Consider the following 19,194-nt stretch of genomic DNA (forward strand, 5'->3'; position numbering starts at 1 on the left):
GCGCAGGAGATCGACGCCAAGGTGACGGACCCGACGGACCAGGAGGTCCAGAACGTCTACGACGCCAACAAGGCGCAGCTCGCCGGCCAGACACTCGATCAGGTGAAACCGCGCATCGTCCAGTACCTCAAGCAGCAGCGGCTCGAGCAGCGGCGCGCGGCCTTCGTCGAGGAGCTGAAGCAGAAGCACAAGACGACGATCATGCTGCGGCCGCCGGCGTTCGAGGTGGCGACCGCCGGCCGGCCCGAGAAGGGCGGCGGCGCGAAGGCGCCGGTCACCATCATCGAGTTCTCCGACTACCAGTGCCCCTTCTGCCAGCGCGCCGAAGGCGTGGTCGACCAGGTCATGCACGTGTACGGCAACAAGGTGCGGCTCGTATTCCGCGACTTCCCGCTGCCGATCCACCCGCAGGCGCGTCCGGCGGCCGAGGCCGCGAGCTGCGCCAACGCGCAGGGCAAGTTCTGGGAGTACCATGCCAAGCTGTTCGCCAATCAGTCCGCGCTGGGCGAGGAGCAGCTGAAGGAGTACGCGAAGGACGTCGGCCTCGATCCGGCCAAGTTCGAGGATTGCCTCACCCAGAAGCCCTTCAGCGCGGCCATCGACAAGGACCTGTCGGAGGCCGCGAAGCTGGGCATCAACGGGACCCCGGCCTTCTTCATCAACGGCCGGCTCCTCTCGGGTGCGCAGCCCTTCGAGAAGTTCAAGGAGGTGATCGACGAGGAGTTGCGCGCCAAGGGTGCCGCATCCTAGCACCGTTCGTCAGCGGGCGACCGCCGCGAGGGCGCGCACCAGTGCGAGATTCCGCTCGATCTGCGGGCGACCCGGGAAGGTCGCGCGGCGTCACCTGGAGCGCCTGGGTGTAGTCGGCGATCGCCCCCACCACGTCGCCCTTCGCCTGGCGGGCCCAGCCGCGGTTGTTCCACGCCCGCCAATGAGACGAGTGACAACGGTCAGGTCCGCGATCGCGCCGCCGAGGTCGCCCAAGTCCCAAACGGCGGTCCTCGGACAGAGTCGGGTCACGTCCTGGCGCCGTCGGGGAGCCCGCCAGGCGGCAGGCTCCCCCCGTTCCGACGGCGACTCAGGGGATGAACTTCGACGTGCCGGGCAGCGAGACGGCGCCGGGACCGGGTATCTCGCCCGACGGGTCGACGATCGTATTGTACGACGGCGGGATGCAGAAGACGCTCACCAGCGTCGCCGCATGATTCAGGCCGTCGCCGATGCAGACACCCGGCGACGTGCCCGTCTCGGTGATGGTCGTGGCGGCGTTGTTCCGGAACGCCCCGTTGCTGTGCTGCCGGCACGAGCGGAAGTTCCCGTTCGTGCACTGCCCATCCGCCGTGCATGAGTGCGGCGGGTTCTCGAAGGCCTGCGTGAGGGTCGCGTCGAAGCAGAAGCCGCAGAAGACGCGGGCCTGCGCCCCCGTGGCGAAGGAGGTCTTCGTCTGCGTCCCGCTCGTCAGGCCGAAGGGGACGGGCAGGCAGCCGATGAACGAGGTGGAGGAGCCAGGGGAACAGCCGGAGGAGGCCCCGCCCGGCGGCGGGCAGTCGTGGCTCGTCGGATAGGAGCCGTTGAGCGCGCTCGTCTCCGGCGTGCAGGTCAGGCCGTTGCGCGGGCCGCCCATGCAGGTGCCGCTCCCGCACACGCCCGGGGTGCCGCCGGAGCAGATGGAGCAGGTGCGGACCGGTTCGATGCCGCCGGTCAGGTAGATCTGCGAGTCGAGCGGGAGGGTCAAGCTGTTGAGGGCGCCCGTGCTGCACGTGACGCTGCCGGTACCGACGCCCGTCCGGTTCGCGATGACATTGAGGACACAGGTACCGGTGGCGGTGTTGGCCGGGTTCGGGATGGCGAGGGGTGCGCCGAAGAGGCAGCCGGGACTCGTGCAGTGGCGCATCCCGAAGGTTGGGGTGCCCGCGGGCGTGCTGCAGCCGGCGGGGACGTCGGCGGCGAGCGCGGGACTGAGGACGGGGTTGGTCGCCGGGCACCCCGAGCACGACGTGACCTTGCTGTAGGAGAGGCCGCGGTCGGGGATCGTGGCGGGGAGGTTGACCCCGGAGGGCTGGCCGCCGCCGAAGTAGAGGCCGGTGCAGTCGAGGTGCCCGCGGCAGACGCCGCCGCCGGTGCAGTTCCCGTCCGTCGTGCAGGCCGTCCCGTTGTTCGTTCCCTGCACGCACTGCGCCGGGCTCACGTTGCCCGGCGGGTTCGTCCCGCAGCCGGTCGACCCGGTCGTGAACGAGAACAGCGAGGGCAGCTGACCGCAGCAGTTACACTGCGCGTAAGCAGACCCCGGCGAGAGGGCGACAACCCACAGCCCAGCCGCCGGCATGAGAACGACACCGAGAAGGGTGCCGGTAGCGACTGCGAGGAGCCTCCTGACGGGCAGCCACCTAACGAGACCAGTCATGCCAACCTCCTTTCGATCGAGTAATACGCTACACCTAATACTAGACCGGAGAGCTGACGGATTCGTCAATACCGTGTTCTCCGGAGCTAGGGACCCTATGGGTAGGGAGGCCTTGAAGGAGTATCGGGGAAAACCCGCCGCCACGGGCAGGCAGCACCGCGGAGGAAACCGGCCGAAACCGTGATCCATCGCGGGACGACGTCAACCCGGCCGGCCCGCGCACCCGTGCTCGCAAGTCGTCGCTCGCAGGTCGTATTGACCTGCGGAGTGCTTCCCTGCTAGCCGGACCGCGAGGAGGAAAGCGCGATGGCCCTACGCGAAGGGAACCTCCGTGCATCGGTGTACGCGATCATCGCCCTCGCCTCGTTTGCCGCGGTGTTGCTCGCCGCCGCTCCGCGCAGCAGCGCACAGAGCTCCGACGAATGCCTCGTCGGCGTGAAGGATCAGGCGAGCGGTTACGTCGCCGACGGGGCGACGCTCTGCGCCGAGGCGCAGAACAAGAAGTGCACGTTCAATCTCGCCCTCTGCCTCAACCTCTCGCAGTCCGGTTGCGATGCTGGGGAGATCAAGACCGAAAAGGGGACCGCTTGCGGAAGGAAGCTGAAGAAGGCGCCGCGCTCGGGGACGGACTCCGCGTGCGGCAGCTTCGTCGGGGTCAAGGTCAAGACCAAGAAGCACGGAACGGCCGAACGGACGTGCGTCGCGAAGGTCAGGGCCAAGACGAAGGGAACGCCGGCTCGCAAGGACTCCGACACGGTGACGCTCGTCTGCGAGCCGACGGGTACCCCGTGCCCGAGCACCACCACGACGACGACGATCTCCACGGGCAGCACGACGACGACGATGCAGGGAGCGTGCAACTGTTGCGGGAGTCTCCCCTCGCTGTTGTCGTTCACGACCGCGAGCTCCGGGTGCGGCACCAACCCGCCCGGCAGCGTGAGCCCGGCGGTGTGCGTACAGGGGACGAACAACGGCACCCCCTGCACGACCGATGCCGACTGCACGGGCGGCGGCGTCTGCCTCGGGCACCTCGACTGCACGGGCCTCTACTTCGGCGCCGGCCGGCCGGCCGGTATCGGCCTCCCGGGCACCATCCCCGACCTCGGCCTCTCCTACAGCATGGTCGCCTCCTGCACCGCCGGCAACCCCGATCTGACCGCGACCACGGCGGCCGACGTGCCCGGCGGCTGCCCCACGCCGACGGGCACCGCGACCTACGGGCAGCGCCACTGTACGAGTCCCGGCTGCCTCTTCGGCGCGCCGCTCGCCATCCCCAACCCGAGCAACACCGCCACCGGCACCTGCGTCGTCAACTTCATCGCCAACCGCCCGGGAGCGGGCACCGGGAGTGCGGTGTGCAGCACCGGCAGCGTCAACAGCCTGACGCTCCCGCTCGACTCGCAGATCTACCTCACGGGCTCGCTCGAGCCCGTGCGGGTGTGCTCGTCCTGTGTCGGCGGCACCCCGGGCATGTGTGCGAGCGGCACCTGCATGGGCGGCCCCCGCAACGGCATGGCCTGCACGCCGGAGACGAGCGCGCTCAACGGCTCCTACCCGACCAGCCATGACTGCCCGCCGCCCAATGCGCCGAACGGCCAGCTCGTGTCGGGCTGTCCGGCCGCCAATGGTTCGTTCATCGGCTGCCTGCCCGTCGACTTCGGGCTGTCGACGGAGACGCAGACGAAGACAGCGTTCTCGAGCTCCGGGCAGGCCCGCGTCTTCTGCGGCTACTGCTTCGACCCGGACATCACCATCTCCTTCGAGAACCCGCCGCACACGTGCACGGCGGACACGGACTGCACGAACGGCAGCTTCACCTCGTGCCAGCAGCAGAGCAACGGGGCGTTCCGGAACACGTTCGCCACCACAGTCACCGAGACGGGAACGCCGCCCAACGCCTGCATCGCGGACGGGGCGGACCACAACGCCACGCTGGTGAGCGTCTTCTGCATCCCGCCGTCCTACGACCCGATCGTCGACCCGTCGGGCGAGCTGCCCGGACCAGGCGCCGTGTCGCTGCCCGGCACGTCGAAGTTCCTGCCCTGAGCGGGGACCTTCCCGGGTCGGGCCGTCCGCCCGCGAGACGGTCCGGCACGCTTTTCTTGCCGCGCTCGCCCGCGCGGGGTTGCCGTGCGTCCGTCCGGCGGCGCTGCGGCCCATGGAGCGGTGCGGCATAGACGTGCAGATTCGATGCACCGAGGCGCCGCCGGCTCATATTGACGCTCTCTCTAATGATCTGATAACGCGGGCGCCGAAACGCACCGCGAGCAAGGAGGCGCGCAATGGCCCGACGCGAAGGGAACCTCCGTACATCGGTGTGCGCGATCATCGCCCTCGCCTCGTTTGCCGCGGTGTTGCTCGCCGCCGCTCCGCGCAGCAGCGCACAGAGCGCCGACGAATGCCTCGTCGGTGTGAACGATCAGGCGAGCGGGTATGTCGCCGACGGGGCGACGCTCTGCGCCGAGGCGCAGAACAAGAAGTGCACGTTCAATCTCGCCCTCTGCCTCAACCTCTCGCAGTCCGGTTGCGATGCTGGAGAGATCAAGAGCGAAAAGGGGACCGCTTGCGGAAAGAAGCTGAAGAAGGCGTCGCGCTCGGGGACGGACTCCGCGTGCGGCGGCTCCGTCGGGGTCAAGGTCAAGACCAAGAAGCACGGAACGGCCGAACGGACGTGCATCGTGAAGGTCATGGCCAAGACGAAGGGAAAGCCGTCTCGCAAGGACTCCGACACGGTCACGCTCATGTGCAAGCCGCAGGCCGGTCAGTGCTCGACGACGACCACGACCACGACTTCGCCTTCGACCACCACGACGACGATCCCCATGTGCGGCAACGGCGTACGCGAGGGCGACGAGGAATGTGACGACGGCAATACCGACAATACCGACGGGTGTACGAACGCGTGCAAGCTTGCGGCATGCGGCGACGGCTTCGTTCACGCCGGCGTCGAGCAATGCGATCCGCCGTGCGGCACGGGCTGCGGCGCGGGTCAGATCTGCAACGAGTCGTGCCAGTGCGAGACGGCGAGCGCCTGCGCCTGCGGCACGCCGGACCCGACGCAGCTCAAGTTCACGACGTCAGCGCCGAGCAGCCTCCAGACGGGCTCGCTGATGCCGTCGAAGTGCGTGCAGTGCGTACTGCCGTCCAACTGCGGCAACGACTGCACCACGGACGCCGAGTGCATCGACGGCGGCACGTGCCGCGGCCCGCTCACGTCCGGTGGCCTGTACTTCGGGGGCGGATTGGTCGGCGTCGCGCTGCCGAACCAGGTCCCGGATCTCGGGACGTCGTTCACCAAGACGTGCTGCAACGGGACGAAGCTCGTGCTCGCCGCGACGACCGACACCGACACCGGCGTTGACGCGCGGACCTGCACGAGCGCTGGCTGCCTCTTCGGGCCGCCCCTTCCGATCCCGAACCAGAACAATGCCGCGGTGAGCACGTGCGTCATCAACAGCATCGCCCGGAACGCGGTCGGGACGGCGACGTGCACGACGGGCGACACGCCGCAGTTGAGTCTGCCGCTCACCTCCGTGATCTACCTGACAGGCGACATCGACAACGAGCCGGCGAATGGCATCCAGCCGTGTCCGATCTGCCGGCCCGACACCAACGTCTGCATGGGTGGCCCGAACGACGGTATGCCGTGTACGCCCGGCGACTCCGGACCCGACTTCCCGAACGGGCCCTACCCGACCAGCCACGACTGTCCGCCGCCGGAGCCCCAGATCATCGGGCAGCTTCCGATCGGATTCAACCTCTCGTCGGGCACGCAGACGGTGAACTCGTTCTCCACCTCCGCCCAGCAGCGCGCGTTCTGCGCCTACTGCTTCGACGACGTGGCGACGAGCCAGTTCGAGCGGCCGCCGCATGCGTGCACGTCGGACAGCGACTGCACGACCGGGAATTTCACCTCGTGTCGGCAGCAGAGCGCCCACAACGGTGCTTTCGGCAACACCGGGGCCACCACGATCACCGAGACGGGCACCCCCGCCGGGTCCCTCGTCGATCACCTGCCACACGCCTCGACGCTAGTGAGCGTGTTCTGCATTCCGCCCACGTACAACCCCATCATCGACCCGACGGCCGACCTGCCCGGTCCCGGCGCCGTCAGCCTGCCCGGGTCGGCGCAGCTTATTCCACAGCCTCTAGCGGCACGCGGACAAGGAGTGGAGCCATGAACCTCCGTCACGTCGCGTTCTCGGCAGCCCTCGCAACGCTGGCGTTCGCCACCGCCGCCCCGGCAGTGGTGATGCCGGGCGGCAAGAAGAAGGCGACCGATTGCTTCGCCGGCTTCGAGGTCGACGGCACGACGAACTCGAGCACCGTCGTCGGCAAGGGAGCCACGACCGTCGAGCAGAAGGCCTGCGACAATTCGTGTACCTTCACGGTCAGCCTCTGCATCAACGAGCCCGTCGCTGGCTGCACCGCGTCGGCGGTGAGCGGCTTCACCTTCAAGCCGCCCTCGGCGACGCTCCCGCTACCGGTGCTCGGCGGCTCGGATCACGTGTGCGGCGACCCGATGACGATCGTCGTGCCCCAGCGTGGCAAGAAGATCGGCAAGAAGAAGTTCAAGAAGGTGATCGCGACGGCCGCGGGCGGGAAGGACCCCGACACGCTCCTCCTGCGTTGCCTGCCGAACAAGGACAACGCTCAGGGAAGCTGCCCGCCGCCCGGTGGGGCCTGCGCATCCGTGCCGTCGACCGACTGTCCCGCGAATCCTGCCGGCGGGCCGAACGAGCTCGTGCTGAAGACCCTCGGGACCGGCACCGACCTCGATAACGGGTGGACCGGCACCTCGCACAACTTCCCGGTCATCAAGGACGCCCAGCTGAAGAACTGCCTCACCGAGTGTGACGAGACGACGAACCCGGTCTGCAAGGCGGCAGGGCCAACCGGGGCGGGCTCGATCAACGGGGTGACCTTCGGGCCGCCGCTGCCGCTCATTTCTGGCGGCGTCGCCGTGTGCGTGCAGAACTATTTCGACGGACCGGTCAGCGGGACCTTCCACCTCGACACGGGCGTCATGGAGGACAGCATCGTCAACCTCAAGTCCGAGGTCTTCGTGACCACGGCCGACAAGGTCTGCCCACGCTGCCAGAGCGGCACCTGTGACAACGGACCGAACCGCGGGAAGCCGTGCACACCGAACGGCAGCGTCAACGTGGCGAACGCGCAGCCGCCGGGGGTCTACCAGCTCTCGAACGACTGCCCGCAAGGGGCGCGGGGCTCGGGGGCGGCGACGCTCACGATCCCGCTGAGACCGAACAGCGCGCCGACGATGACGCCGGGCGCCGGCGGCTCGAAGCCGTGCACCGAGAAGAACGGCAGCATAGTGAATCCCCAGGACGACGCGTGCGGCGCGGCCGGATGCGGGTCGCCGTGCAGCGGCAATGCCTGCGTGAGGATGGTCCAGGATCCGACGGATCCCACCGGGAGCGCCATGATCTGTCAGGACGTGAAGGGGGGTCTCAGCCAGACCTGCTGCAACGGCGACACGACGATCCCCTGCTTCCCGACCCGCCCGGGCGGGCCCGGGATCGTACGCAAGGGGAAGCCCGTCGTGCCGGGCCTCGCCGACGGCATCGCCTGGCCGAACCCGTCGTATCCGAAGGATGCGGAGGGTCTGGTCACGGCCTCGACGTTCTGCATCCCGGGGACGGGACAGTTCTCCGTCGACCAGGTCGCGGGCCTTCCGGCCCCCGGCGCCGTCACGTTCCACGTCCAAGCCTGCGTCTACAAGTAAGTTCGACCCCGCGGCGGGGGCGATGCACCGCCCCCGCCGCGTTGCAAAACCCGGAGACTATGCGCTAGCTAGCCGCGACTTCGCACGCGACACTCGGTCCGACAAGGAGGGGGAAGATGTCGAATCGCCGCCTCGGGCAGATCCTGGTCGCTGCGCTGGCGTCACTCATCCTCGTACCGGGCAGCGGTCGAGCGACCCAGAAGTTCGGTCCCGTCCAGCTCTCGGGGAACCTCCAGACCCAGAACCTCATCCGCCACCCCGACCAGGGCACCTACGAGTACATCCAGAACCGCAACACCACGCACATCCAGCTCCAGTACAACTGGCTCGAGGGGGGGAAGTTCTACAACAAGTACGAGATCCCCTTCATCGAGCGATCCACCCTCTTCCTCGTGTACCGCGGCGTCTACGACAGCATCTACGACGTGAAACCAGGGTTCATCGAGAAGGAGGACATCCACCGGAAAGCGTACGGCGGTCTCTCGCTGTATGACTTCGCGAAGGCGAAGGGCGGCGTGCCGCGGTTCGTGAACGGGCAGTTCGTCAGCTACCCGAGCTTCGCGCGCAACCAGCTCACGCTCAACAGCCTCAGCCGCGAGGCGCGCGACGCGCTCAGGTTCGACAACCAGCTCCGCGAGTTCTACGTCGACCTGAAGTTCCGCACGCTCCCGCTCAGCGTGCGCGCCGGGCGGCAGCAGATCGTGTGGGGCGAGACCGACAACTTCCGGATGCTCGATCGGGCCAACCCGCTCGACCTCACGTGGCACTTCGTCTGGGAGATCCCGCCGCCTTCCTACGGCTGGGACGAGATCCGCCGGCCGCTCTGGATGTTCAAGTTCCTCTACGACCTCGGCGACATCTGGAAGCTGTCGCAGAACTTCCTCGAGTGGTACTGGAACCCCGGGGACTGGTATCCGGCGAAGCAGACCTTCCTGCCGCGCCCGTGGGGCCTGCCGATCCTGAATCCCCTCACCAACCAGGTGGACGGCGCGTTCATCGGGGCCCTCTGCAATGCGGCGAAGGCGAGCGGCCATCGGATCAATTCCGGACCGAACGTGGATCTCGGCTTCTGCACCACGCTGATGGACAACACGAGGCTCTTCGAGCAGGGCGACTACGCCCGCAACCCGCTCGACAACAGCCAGGTCGGCATCCGCTACCACGGCATCGCGCCCTTCGGTCTCGAATTCACGCTGAACTACTTCTACCAGCGCTGGTCAGGCGACGACGGCACGGACTACGCCCCGCTGCGCGCCCTCCCGAACACGCCCGAGAACGGGCGGCGCGCGGTGAAGCTCCTCCAGCAGGGCATATTCCCCGCGGAATTCATCGCGCCATACGTGCACACGCTCGGCATGTCGGCCAACTACTCCGAGGAGCAGTACACGCAGACGGTGTTCCGTGCCGAGACGATCTACGACGTCGGCATCCCGTTCTTCGACGTCGCGAAGGAGACCGTCGTGCGTGGCGTGAACTCGCCCGTCATTCCCGGCGTCACCAAGAAGAACATGTGGAAGGGGATGATCGCCTTCGACCGGCCGACGTGGATCAAGCGGCTCAACAAGAAGAGCACCGTCTTCCTCACCGGGCAGTTCTTCTGGCACTACCTGGTGAACAACCCCGGCTGCGAGGCCTCCTTGGTCGCGAACTTGGGGACGAAGGGGAAGCGGCGTGTCGGCTCCTGCCTGGTCGGCGGCCTCGACCTCCCTTCGACTGCGCGCACCGGAACGACCCCCGAGAGCCCGGCCTACCGCGACAAGATCCGCGACTGGGAGACGATCTTCACCCTGGCGGGGTTCACGTTCTACCGCGGCGGAAGCATCATCCCGGTGCTCGGCATCGCCGTCGATCCGATGAACCAGTTCTCGATGCTGCCCTTCTGGGACGTCGACTACGTGCTGCGCGACGACATGGTGGTCAACGTCGGCCAGCACTACTTCGTGAATCCGCGCGGTAAACAGGATCTGTTCGCGACGTGGGGCCTCCCGGGCCTGAGCAGCGGGCGCTCGGAGACGACCGTGCGGCTCACGTTCCAGTTCTGAGCGGCCGCGGCGGCCGCGCCGCTCTTCATCGCGTCGCGCGGCGCGCCGCGCGATGGAGAGCAGGCGGGGGCCCCAGTAGCTCACGGCATTCGGAGAGCCAGTTCTCTCGCCCTGCCTCGCAGCCCCAAGTGCCACCCGGATGCTCTGACTCCCGGCGGCGCAGCCAGCGGAGTGCCGCAAGCACGGTTACCCAATGTCCAGCAGATGTTGGCAGACCTGAGATGAGGAGGCGGTTCACCGCGGCATCCTCACCGAGCGCCGGTCAGTTGGCAAGGAGTGGTTGATGGCTCAGCCGGCGCGGCGCCGTTGCGGCGGCTCCGTACCGCCTACGTCCCGGCGGCACTTGCTCCTCGGGTCACGCCCCTGGCGCCGTCGGGGAGCCCGCCAAGCGGCGGGCTCCCCGTTCCTACGGCGACTCAGGGGATGAACTTCGCCGTGCCGGGCAAGGCGACGGCGCCGGGACCGGGCAGCTCGCCGCTCGGGTCGATGATGGGGTCGTACGACGGCGGGATGCAGAAGGCGCTCACCAGCGTCTCAGGGTGACTCGCGCCGTCATCAATGCAGACGTTGGGTGGCGTCCCGGTCTCGCTGATGCTGGTGGCGAAGGGGTTGCGGAACGCGCCGTTGCTGTGCTGCCGGCACGACGTGAAGTTGCCGTTCGTGCAGTCCGTATCCGCGGTGCACCGGTGCGGCGGGCTCTCGTACCCCCCGCTGATCGCATCGAAGCAGAAGCCGCAGAAGACACGGGCCTGCGCCGCCGTGGCGAAGGAGGTCAACGTCTGCGTGCCGCTCGAGAGGTTGAAGTCGACGGGAAGGCAGCCAATGAAGGAGCCTGACGCCTCGGGACAGTCGGAGACGATCTGGTCTCCGGGGGCGTTCGGCGGCGGGCAGTCGTGACTGGTCGGGTAGGACGCGTTGAGCGCGCTCGTCTCGGGGGTGCAGGGCAGGCCGTCCCGCGGACCGCCTCCGCACGTCCCGCTGCCGCAGACGCCCAGCGTACCGCCCACACAGGTGGAGCAGACGCGGACCGGCTCGCTCGAGCCGGTCAGGTAGACCTGCGAATCGAGCGGGAGCAATAGGCTGTCGACGGCTCCCGTGCTGCACACCGCGCTGCCGGTGCCGACTCCCGGGCGGTCGGCGATCTTGTTCACCACGCAGGTGCCGATGGCGGGGCTGGCCGGGTTCGGAATGGCGAGCGGGGCACCGTACACGCAGCCCGGGCTCGTGCAGTGGCGCTGGCCGTAGGTCGGGGTGCCGGCCGGGGTGGGGCAGCCGGGGCCGGGCACGTCCGTATCCAGGGTCGGAGTGAGGTTCGGGTTGCCGGCGGTGCAGGAGGCGACCTTGCTGTACGTGAGGCCGTAGTCCGGAACGGTCCCGGGGAGTCTGACGCCGCCGGGTTGGCCGGCACCGAAGTAGAGGGCGGTGCAGTCGAGGTGCCCGCGACAGACGCCGCCGCCCGTACAGTCCGCGTCGGAGTCGGTGCACGTCTGGCCAACCGAGCAATTCGCGTTCGTGACACAGCCGGTGTGAGTCGCGTCACCCGCCGAGCACCGTCCGGCCGTGCACACGCCGCCGGTGCCGCAGTCCGAGGCCACGGCGCAGCTGCACCTCCTGCAGGACGTGCCGTTGTTCGACCCCTGCACGCACCTGGGCGGGGTCACCTCCCCGGGCGGGTTCGTCCCGCAGCCGCTCGACGCGGTGGTGAAGGAGAATAGCGACGGCAGCGCGGAGCAGCAGGTATCTTGGAAGCAGCAGGCCGAGCCAGGAGTAGCGACTGTGCCACCCATCGCCGTGCAGGCGGACTCGTTGCTCACCGCCTTGCACTGGTTGGGGGGAATCTGGCAGGTCACCCCGCTCGTGCCGCACGCAGTCGCGGCAAAGCAAGAGTTCAGCTCGTTTTGGCACCTCTTCGAGATCGATTTGTCCTGTTTGTTGGCGCAGCTCTGGAACACGCCGTTACCCCCAGAGCTGGTACAGGGACAGTTCGACAGGACGGCGCTCTCAACGCTGCAGCGTCGCGCCTTGCATGCCGCCGTGAGGCCGCCGAAGTCGCCCGCGCGGGCGGACGCCCCGGGCCAGATGGCAAGCAAGAAGGGCAGCAGGATCGCGGGGAGCCGGAAATGACTTCGGGTGATTCCTGGTACCGCCATTGAGAATCTCCTTCAGTACCGAGTGCCCAGCTGAGCCCAGAATGGCGAGTATCCTGGTTGGGATCGACCGCTACCATCCCGGTTTTTGGGGAGGCGGGCGGACGGAAAGCCGTGAGCCCGTAAAGATAAGCCCAACAAAGGGGGTATTTATCCCGATGCAGTAGCCACCCCGCCGGTCGCTCCGTAACGACGCAGCGCATAACGGGCAGGCGGGAGGGTCTGGCGAGGTCGCCGCGGCTCCCCGGGGGCTGGTCGACGGCGGCAGATGTGGCCGGGGCGAGGGCCGGCCCCCAGCCAGGGGCACACCCGCGCGGGGCGGTCCGACCGGCACCGCCACCCGGGGGCGGCTCAGGTCACGCGTCGAGGAGCAGGTCGCACGGCGGGGCCGGGGCGCGGGCACCTCGGTCGGCAGGCTGAGGTGGGTGAGAATCTTCCGGATGACGACCGAGTCCTCGCCTCCCGGGAATATCCGGCCGGAATCCCCAGGATGTTCCGGCAGAGTGACTAGAGGGGATTCTCGCGCCCGCCGGGGATGGTGACGCACACGCTGCCCGTCGCATGGACAAGCTCGGCATTCGCAGGGCCGGACCGCTGAGCCGCGGGCGCGGCATGTGCCACGGCTGGCATGCGGGCGTTCAAGCATGAACGGACGACTCCGGCCGGCGCGCCCGCCGTGCCCGTGAATCGGGCCCCTGGGCGCCGCGTCCCCTGGCATGTTTTCTGCTCCAGACCCCTCCGCGATGAGCCTCCGATCCCGGGTCCTGGTCGTGGACGACGAGATGGGCGTGCGGGAGTCGCTGCGCGCCATCCTGCACGGCGAGTGCGAGGTGATCACCGCCAGCAGCGGCGAGGCCGCTCTCGAAGTGCTCGGCAGGGAGTCGATCGAGGTCATGACGCTCGATCTCAAGATGCCGGGCCTGGGCGGGATCGGCGTCCTCGAGCGCGCCAAGCAGATCGACCCCGACCTGGAGGTGCTCATCATCACCGGCTACGGCTCGCTCGACACCGCCGTCCAGGGGCTTCGCCTGCGCGCCTTCGACTACCTCTCGAAGCCCTTCGACAGCGCGCAGGTGCGTCGCCTGGTGGCCCGAGCGATCGCGCGCCGCGCGGCCATGCGCCGCATGAACGCCCTCCCCGAGCAGGTCCTCTCGGGCCTCTCGCACGAGCTGCGCACGCCGCTCAACGTCATCATGGGCTACTCGGCCATCCTGCGCGAGGAGGGCGAGGACACCCTCTCCGCGGAGCAACGTCTGGCGCTCGATCGCATCCAGTCGAACTCCGCGAGCCTGCTCGCCTACATCGAGACGATCCTCTACATGGCGGAGCTCGACCGCGGGTCGATGCCGGTCACGCGCGACGAGGTGCGGGTGACCGATCTCCTCGGACGGCTGGGCGCCGAGCTGGCGCCGCGCGCGCGCGCCAAGGGGCTCGGCTGGCGCCTCGACGCGCCCGCCGATCTCTCCCTCATGACCGACGAGGACAAGCTCGCGCGGCTGCTGCGCGCGCTCGCCGACAATGCGGTCCGCTACACCGCCGAGGGCGAGGTCGTGGTGGTGGCGCGCCCCGCGGCCACCGGCGTCACGCTCGAGATGCGGGATTCGGGGCCGGGGATCGCTCCCGAGCTGATCGTCGAGACCGAGGACGTGCTCGCCGGCCGCGCCCCGACGCGTCCCCCGCGGCTGCTCGGCTTCGGGCTTCGCCTGGCCGGGCGTCTCGTGCGCGTCCTCGGCGCGTCGCTCACCATGGCGGCGAGCCCCGAGGGCACCACGTGCCACCTCGTCGTGCCCGACCTTGCGGCCGCGGAGTACGACCGCACCGCGCAGGCCGCGACGGCTTGACACGTCTGGACCCGTCCGATACCTGCCGGACGGGACCTCCATGTCCGAGCTCGCCTCCGGCGGCGCCGTGGCCGCGCCTGAGGCGCCGCACGCGGCGCTCTCGAAGCCGCTCGCGGGCGCGGAGCTGACGCGCGCGCAGGCGATCGCTCTGCTCGCCACGCCGGAGCTGACCGCGGAGCTGCTCGCGACGGCCGGGGCGCTGCGTGACCGGGCCTGGGGGCGGACGGTCACGTTCTCGCCCAAGGTGTTCCTGCCCATCACCAACCTCTGCCGCGACCGCTGCACGTACTGCACCTTCCGCAAGGACCCCGACGATCCCGACGCCTGGACCATGACGCCGGACGAGATCGCGGCCTGGTCCGCGCGCGGGCGCGCCCTCGGGTGCAAGGAGGCGCTCATGTGCCTCGGCGACAAGCCGGAGGCCGCCTTCCCGGCCTACCGCGCGACGCTCGCCGGGCTCGGCCATCGCACGACCGCCGAGTACGTCCAGCGCGCCTGCGCGATCGCGCTCGACTGCGGCCTCCTGCCGCACACCAACGCGGGCCTCCTCACGCGCGACGAGATGGCGCGCCTGAAGGAGGTGAACGTGAGCCTCGGCCTCATGCTGGAGAACGTGTCGCCGCGGCTGCGCGCCCGCGGCCAGGTGCACCAGTGGGCGCCCGACAAGGAGCCGGCGCTCCGGCTGCGCATGCTGCGCGAGGCAGGCGAGCTCCGCATCCCCTTCACGACGGCACTCCTTCTCGGCATCGGCGAGACGCTCGCCGAGCGCGTCGACACGCTCTTCGCCATCCGCGACCTGCACCGGGCCTACGGACACGTGCAGGAGGTGATCGTGCAGAACTTCCGCGCCAAGCCGACCATTCCCCTTGCCGATGCCAGCGAGCCGGCGGCGGACGACATCGCGCGCACGGTCGCCGTCGCGCGCCTGGTGCTCGACCCCGAGGTGAGCGTGCAGGCGCCGCCCAATCTCTCGCCCGCCGACCACGCCCTCCTCCTGGCGGCGGGGGTGAACGACTGGGGCGGCATCTCGCCCCTCACCCCCGACTACGTGAACCCCGAGGCGCCCTGGCCGCACGTCGCCGCGCTCGCGGCGACCTGCCGTGCGGCGGGCTACACGCTCGCCGAGCGCCTCGCGATCTACCCCGCCTACGTCGATCGCCCCGGCTTTCTCGCCCCGGCGCTGCGCGCCCGCGTGGCCGCGCTCGCCGGGGAGACGCGGACGGCGCCGGGCGGGGTGGAGGCCTCCGCATGAGCTGGATCGAGCCCTGGGAAACGATCGAGGCCGTAGCCTTGAACGACGAGCCCCTCGGACGCGTGCTCGGGCGCGCCGGGCCTGCCGTGCGCGCCATCCTCGACCACGCGCTCGCGCGCCACGAGCTCACCGTCGACGAGGGCGAGGCCCTCCTGGGCGCCGAGGGCAACGACCTGGTGGCGCTGGTCCGCACCGCCGACGCGATCCGGGCCGCGGACGTGGGCGACGAGGTCACCTACGTCGTCAACCGCAACGTCAACTTCACCAACGTGTGCTTCGTGAACTGCCAGTTCTGCGCCTTCAAGCGTCAGCGCTGGGAGGACGACGCCTACACGCACGGCGTCGACGTCGTGCTCGGCAAGGTCGAGGAGGCGATCGCCCGCGGCGCGACCGAGGTGTGCATGCAGGGCGGCATCAACCCCGAGATGGGCGCCTTCACCTACCGGGACATGCTGCTCGCCATCAAGTCGCGCTTCCCCGAGATCCACGTGCACGCCTTCTCGCCCATGGAGATCCTGTACGGAGCGCGGCGGACCAACATGGACTACCCGGCCTACATCGGCATGCTGCGCGACTGCGGCCTCGGCAGCATCCCGGGCACGGCGGCCGAGATCCTCGACGACGAGGTGCGCGAGATCCTCTCCCACAAGAAGGTGGATGTACGCAGCTGGGTCGAGATCATCACCACCGCGCATCGCCTGGGCGTGCCGACCACGGCGACCGTCATGTACGGTCACGTCGAGACGGCAGGGCACATCGCGCGCCACATCGACCTCCTCCGCCGCATCCAGAAAGAGACCGGCGGCTTCACCGAGTTCGTGCCGCTCGGCTTCATCTGGGAGAACACCAAGCTCTACCGCGATGGCCGGGTCACGCCGCAGCCGAAGGGGCTGCGCGACCTCCGCATCTACGCCGCGAGCCGGCTCATGCTGCGCGGCCTGATCGACAACCTTCAGACCTCGTGGGTGAAGCTCGGCCACCGCCTCTCGCAGCTCACGCTGCGCGCGGGCTGCAACGACTTCGGCGGCACGCTCATGGAGGAGAGCATCTCGCGCGAGGCGGGCGCGGACGCGGGCGAGTACACCTCGGTCGAGGAGATCGAGGCGCTGGTGCGCGCCATGGGCCGCGTCCCGGTGGAGCGCACGACGCTCTACGGCCGCGTCCGGAGGGATGGGGACGCGGCGCCCGCCGCGCGAGCACTGGACGGGCCCCCGGATGAGTCGAACCATGCGGGTCACGGTGCTGGCGGGTGGCGTGGGCGCGGCCCGGTTCCTTGCGGGCCTCATCCGGCGCACTGACCCGCGGCGCCTCACCGTCATCGGCAACACCGGTGACGACGAGGAGTTCTTCGGGCTCCACGTCGCGCCCGACCTCGACACCGTCGTCTACACGCTCGCCGGCCTCGCCCCCCGCCGCCGCGGGTGGGGCCTCGCGGGCGACACGTTCGCGTGCCTCGTGGCCCTGGGCGGGCTCGGGCTGCCCACCTGGTTCCGCCTGGGCGACCGCGACCTCGCGACCCATCTGGCGCGCACCGCGTGGCTGCGCGCCGGCTGGCCGCTCTCGCGCGTCACGGCCGCGCTGGCGCGGGCCCACGGCGTGCGCGCGCGGGTGCTGCCAATGACCGACGACCGCGTGCGCACCTTCGTGCACACCGACCGCGGCCGCCTGCCCTTCCAGGAGTACCTCGTCCGCCACCGCGCACGCGGCCGCGTCACGCGCGTCGAGGTCGCCGGCGCGCGGCGCGCCCGCCCCGCCCCCGGCGTGCTCGCCGCGCTCGCGGCCAGCGATGCGCTCGTGATCGCGCCCTCCAACCCGCTCGTCTCGATCGGCCCCATCCTGGCCGTCCCGGGCATCCGCCGCGCGCTCGCCCGCCGCCAAGCGCCGGCGGCGGCGGTCTCGCCCCTGGTCGGGGGCCGCGCGGTGCGCGGCCCCCTCCACCGCATGCTGCGCGGCCTCGGCCTCGAGGCCTCGCCCGCGGGCATCGCCCGCCTCTACCAGGGCCTCGTCGACCTCCTGGTGCTCGACCACGTCGATCGCGCCTGGGCGCCGCACGTCGAGGCGCTCGGGGTGCGCACCCTGGTGACCGACACGCTCATGCGCTCGCCCGCGCACGCCGCGCGCCTTGCCGGCATCGTGCTGCGTGGGCTAGACACCGCCGAATGACGGTCGCCGTCATCCCGATCCCGGGCCTCCCGATGATCCGCCCGGGCGACGACCTGGCCGCCCTCCTCGGCGACGCGATCGTCGCCGCGCGCGTCGGCGTGAAGGCGGGCGACACGCTGGCCGTCTGCCAGAAGGTCGTCTCCAAGGCCGAGGGCGCGATCGTGCGGCTCGACGAGATCGTTGCCTCGCCCTTCGCCGAGCGCCTGGCGGCCGCGACCGAGGGCGGCAAGGACGCGCGCGCCGTCGAGGTCGTCCTGCGCGAGGCGAAGCGCATCGTGCGCATGGATCGCGGGCACGTGATCTGCGAGACGCCCCACGGCTGGGTATGCGCCAACGCGGGGGTGGACGAGTCGAACGGCGTGGCGGAGGGCGTGCTGACGCTCCTGCCGCGCGACGCCGACGCCTCGGCCGCGGCCCTGTGCGAGCGCCTGCGCCAGCGCTTCGGCGTCGACCTCGCGGTGGTCGTCACCGACACGTTCGGGCGCCCGTGGCGCGAGGGGCTGGTCGAGGTGGCGATCGGCTGCGCGGGGATGGATCCGCTCCTCGATCTACGCGGGCGCGCGGATCTCGCGGGCCGCACGCTGCATCACACCGTGGTGGCCCTCGCCGACGAGATCGCCGCGGCCGCCGGGCTCGTCATGGAGAAGGACAGCGCGATCGCGGCCGCGATCGTGCGCGGCGTGCGCTACGCTCCCGGCCCGGGTGGCGCGGCCGCGCGGCTCGTCCGGCGCGCCGAGTTCGACCTCTTTCGTTAGCGCCGACATGATCGGCCATCTCCACCGCCGCGTTTGCCCTGCATACTCAAACATGGTGAACTCCGCCACTCGATCAGGGGGGAGTCGTGGACGATCGCCAGGAGCTCACCCGGCAGGTGCTCGACACGGTCCGGCGCTTCGTCGAGCGCGAGGTGATGCCGGTCGCGAGCCGCTACGAGCACGCGGACGAGTACCCGCAGCCGCTGGTCGAGCGCATGAAGGAGCTCGGCCTCTTCGGCGCCACCATCCCGGTCGAGTACGGCGGCCTCGGGCTCGACTACTCGACCTACTCGATGATCGTCGAGGAGCTCTGCCGCGGCTGGATGAGCCTCTCGGGCGTCCTCAACACGCACCTCATGTTCGCCTACGTGCTGGGCGCGCACGGCACGCGGGAGCAGAAGGAGCGCTACCTGCCCGCCATGGCGCGCGGCGAGCACCGGGCCGCGCTCTGCCTGACCGAGCCGCACGCCGGCAGCGACACGCAGCGCATCCGCACCACCGCGCGCCGCCACGGCGACCACTACGTGGTGAACGGCTCCAAGATGTTCATCACCAACGCGCGCACGGCCACCATCTACTCGCTGGTGGTGAAGACCGATCCGAGCGCCGAGCCGCCGCACAAGGGCATCAGCCTGCTCGCCGCCGAGAAGGACGCGCCCGGCGTCACGATCGGGCGCGACATCGACAAGGTCGGCTACAAGGGCATCGAGACCTGCGAGGTCAACTTCGAGGACTTCCGCGTGCCGGTCGCGAACCTGGTGGGCGGGGTCGAGGGGCGCGGGCTCCAGCAGGTGCTCTCGGGGCTCGAGGTCGGGCGCATCAACATCGCCTCGCGCGCCGTGGG

The 19,194-nt window shown here is 69.8% G+C and carries 12 protein-coding genes and 2 pseudogenes; 11 read left to right on the forward strand and 3 right to left on the reverse strand.

Features of this window, described 5'->3' with window-relative positions; all coding sequences use genetic code 11:
- Window positions 1–750 (forward strand): hypothetical protein (locus E6J59_18605; protein ID TMB16612.1); only part of this gene is annotated, 750 nt, incomplete at its 5' end.
- A gap of 328 nt (window positions 751–1,078) precedes the next feature.
- On the opposite strand, the gene E6J59_18610 is transcribed toward E6J59_18605, so the two are convergent.
- A complete protein-coding gene (locus E6J59_18610) occupies window positions 1,079–2,326 on the reverse strand; it encodes a hypothetical protein (GenBank protein TMB16613.1) in 1,248 nt (415 codons plus the stop codon).
- A gap of 384 nt (window positions 2,327–2,710) precedes the next feature.
- Between E6J59_18610 and E6J59_18615 the strand changes: the two genes are divergently transcribed.
- Both E6J59_18615 and E6J59_18620 read left to right on the forward strand, forming a co-directional pair.
- Entirely contained in the window at window positions 2,711–4,450 is a 1,740-nt protein-coding gene (locus E6J59_18615) for a hypothetical protein (protein TMB16614.1), read from the forward strand.
- Window positions 4,451–4,686: 236 nt separating this feature from the next.
- Window positions 4,687–6,585 carry a DUF4215 domain-containing protein gene (locus E6J59_18620; protein ID TMB16615.1) on the forward strand — a complete coding sequence of 633 codons (1,899 nt, stop codon included), beginning with the start codon at window positions 4,687–4,689 and terminating at the stop codon, window positions 6,583–6,585.
- Here the strand turns inward: E6J59_18620 and E6J59_18625 are convergent.
- Window positions 6,553–6,774: pseudogene (locus E6J59_18625) on the reverse strand (hypothetical protein). The gene E6J59_18620 and the pseudogene E6J59_18625 sit on opposite strands and share 33 nt — an antisense overlap.
- A gap of 1,492 nt (window positions 6,775–8,266) precedes the next feature.
- On the opposite strand from E6J59_18625, the gene E6J59_18630 reads away from it, so the two are divergent.
- Window positions 8,267–10,192, forward strand: coding sequence for a hypothetical protein (locus E6J59_18630; GenBank protein TMB16616.1), 1,926 nt, complete (start codon window positions 8,267–8,269; stop codon window positions 10,190–10,192).
- Between the two features lie 416 nt (window positions 10,193–10,608).
- Here the strand turns inward: E6J59_18630 and E6J59_18635 are convergent, their stop codons facing one another.
- A complete protein-coding gene (locus tag E6J59_18635) occupies window positions 10,609–11,787 on the reverse strand; it encodes a hypothetical protein (GenBank protein TMB16617.1) in 1,179 nt (392 codons plus the stop codon).
- Here E6J59_18635 and E6J59_18640 point away from each other — a divergent pair.
- The 7 genes and pseudogenes from E6J59_18640 to E6J59_18670 all read left to right on the forward strand — a co-directional run bounded on the left by E6J59_18640 (window position 11,768) and on the right by E6J59_18670 (window position 19,194).
- Entirely contained in the window at window positions 11,768–12,316 is a 549-nt protein-coding gene (locus tag E6J59_18640; protein TMB16618.1) for a hypothetical protein, read from the forward strand. The two genes, E6J59_18635 and E6J59_18640, sit on opposite strands and share 20 nt — an antisense overlap.
- A 739-nt stretch (window positions 12,317–13,055) precedes the next feature.
- A complete protein-coding gene (locus E6J59_18645) occupies window positions 13,056–14,180 on the forward strand; it encodes a response regulator (protein TMB16619.1) in 1,125 nt (374 codons plus the stop codon).
- A 40-nt stretch (window positions 14,181–14,220) separates the two neighbouring features.
- Window positions 14,221–15,432: a 7,8-didemethyl-8-hydroxy-5-deazariboflavin synthase subunit CofG gene (gene cofG / locus E6J59_18650; GenBank protein ID TMB16620.1), complete on the forward strand. Its 1,212-nt coding sequence runs from the start codon at window positions 14,221–14,223 to the stop codon at window positions 15,430–15,432.
- The gene (gene cofH, locus E6J59_18655; protein TMB16621.1) at window positions 15,429–16,730 is read left to right on the forward strand and encodes a 7,8-didemethyl-8-hydroxy-5-deazariboflavin synthase subunit CofH; all 1,302 of its coding nucleotides are present in this window, start codon (window positions 15,429–15,431) and stop codon (window positions 16,728–16,730) included. The genes cofG and cofH overlap by 4 nt, the downstream gene beginning before the upstream one ends.
- Window positions 16,660–17,595: a 2-phospho-L-lactate transferase gene (locus E6J59_18660; protein TMB16622.1), complete on the forward strand. Its 936-nt coding sequence runs from the start codon at window positions 16,660–16,662 to the stop codon at window positions 17,593–17,595. Before cofH ends, E6J59_18660 begins: the two co-directional genes overlap by 71 nt.
- Window positions 17,592–18,350, forward strand: coding sequence for a coenzyme F420-0:L-glutamate ligase (gene cofE, locus E6J59_18665; protein TMB16623.1), 759 nt, complete (start codon window positions 17,592–17,594; stop codon window positions 18,348–18,350). Before E6J59_18660 ends, cofE begins: the two co-directional genes overlap by 4 nt.
- Window positions 18,351–18,535: 185 nt before the next feature.
- Window positions 18,536–19,194 (forward strand): annotated as a pseudogene (locus E6J59_18670) (acyl-CoA dehydrogenase).

The organism is Deltaproteobacteria bacterium (assembly GCA_005879795.1).
Taxonomy (GTDB): Bacteria; Desulfobacterota; Binatia; order DP-6; family DP-6; genus DP-6.

What these genes read in the sequence shown, in the direction of transcription:
- E6J59_18630 (TMB16616.1), top strand. Translation starts at nt 8,267, where the DNA reads ATGTCGAATCGCCGCCTCGGGCAGATCCTGGTCGCTGCGCTGGCGTCA.
- E6J59_18610 (TMB16613.1), bottom strand. Translation starts at nt 2,326, where the DNA reads ATGCCGGCGGCTGGGCTGTGGGTTGTCGCCCTCTCGCCGGGGTCTGCT.
- cofG (TMB16620.1), top strand. Translation starts at nt 14,221, where the DNA reads ATGTCCGAGCTCGCCTCCGGCGGCGCCGTGGCCGCGCCTGAGGCGCCG.
- E6J59_18645 (TMB16619.1), top strand. Translation starts at nt 13,056, where the DNA reads ATGTTTTCTGCTCCAGACCCCTCCGCGATGAGCCTCCGATCCCGGGTC.
- cofE (TMB16623.1), top strand. Translation starts at nt 17,592, where the DNA reads ATGACGGTCGCCGTCATCCCGATCCCGGGCCTCCCGATGATCCGCCCG.
- E6J59_18615 (TMB16614.1), top strand. Translation starts at nt 2,711, where the DNA reads ATGGCCCTACGCGAAGGGAACCTCCGTGCATCGGTGTACGCGATCATC.
- cofH (TMB16621.1), top strand. Translation starts at nt 15,429, where the DNA reads ATGAGCTGGATCGAGCCCTGGGAAACGATCGAGGCCGTAGCCTTGAAC.
- E6J59_18620 (TMB16615.1), top strand. Translation starts at nt 4,687, where the DNA reads ATGGCCCGACGCGAAGGGAACCTCCGTACATCGGTGTGCGCGATCATC.
- E6J59_18660 (TMB16622.1), top strand. Translation starts at nt 16,660, where the DNA reads ATGCGGGTCACGGTGCTGGCGGGTGGCGTGGGCGCGGCCCGGTTCCTT.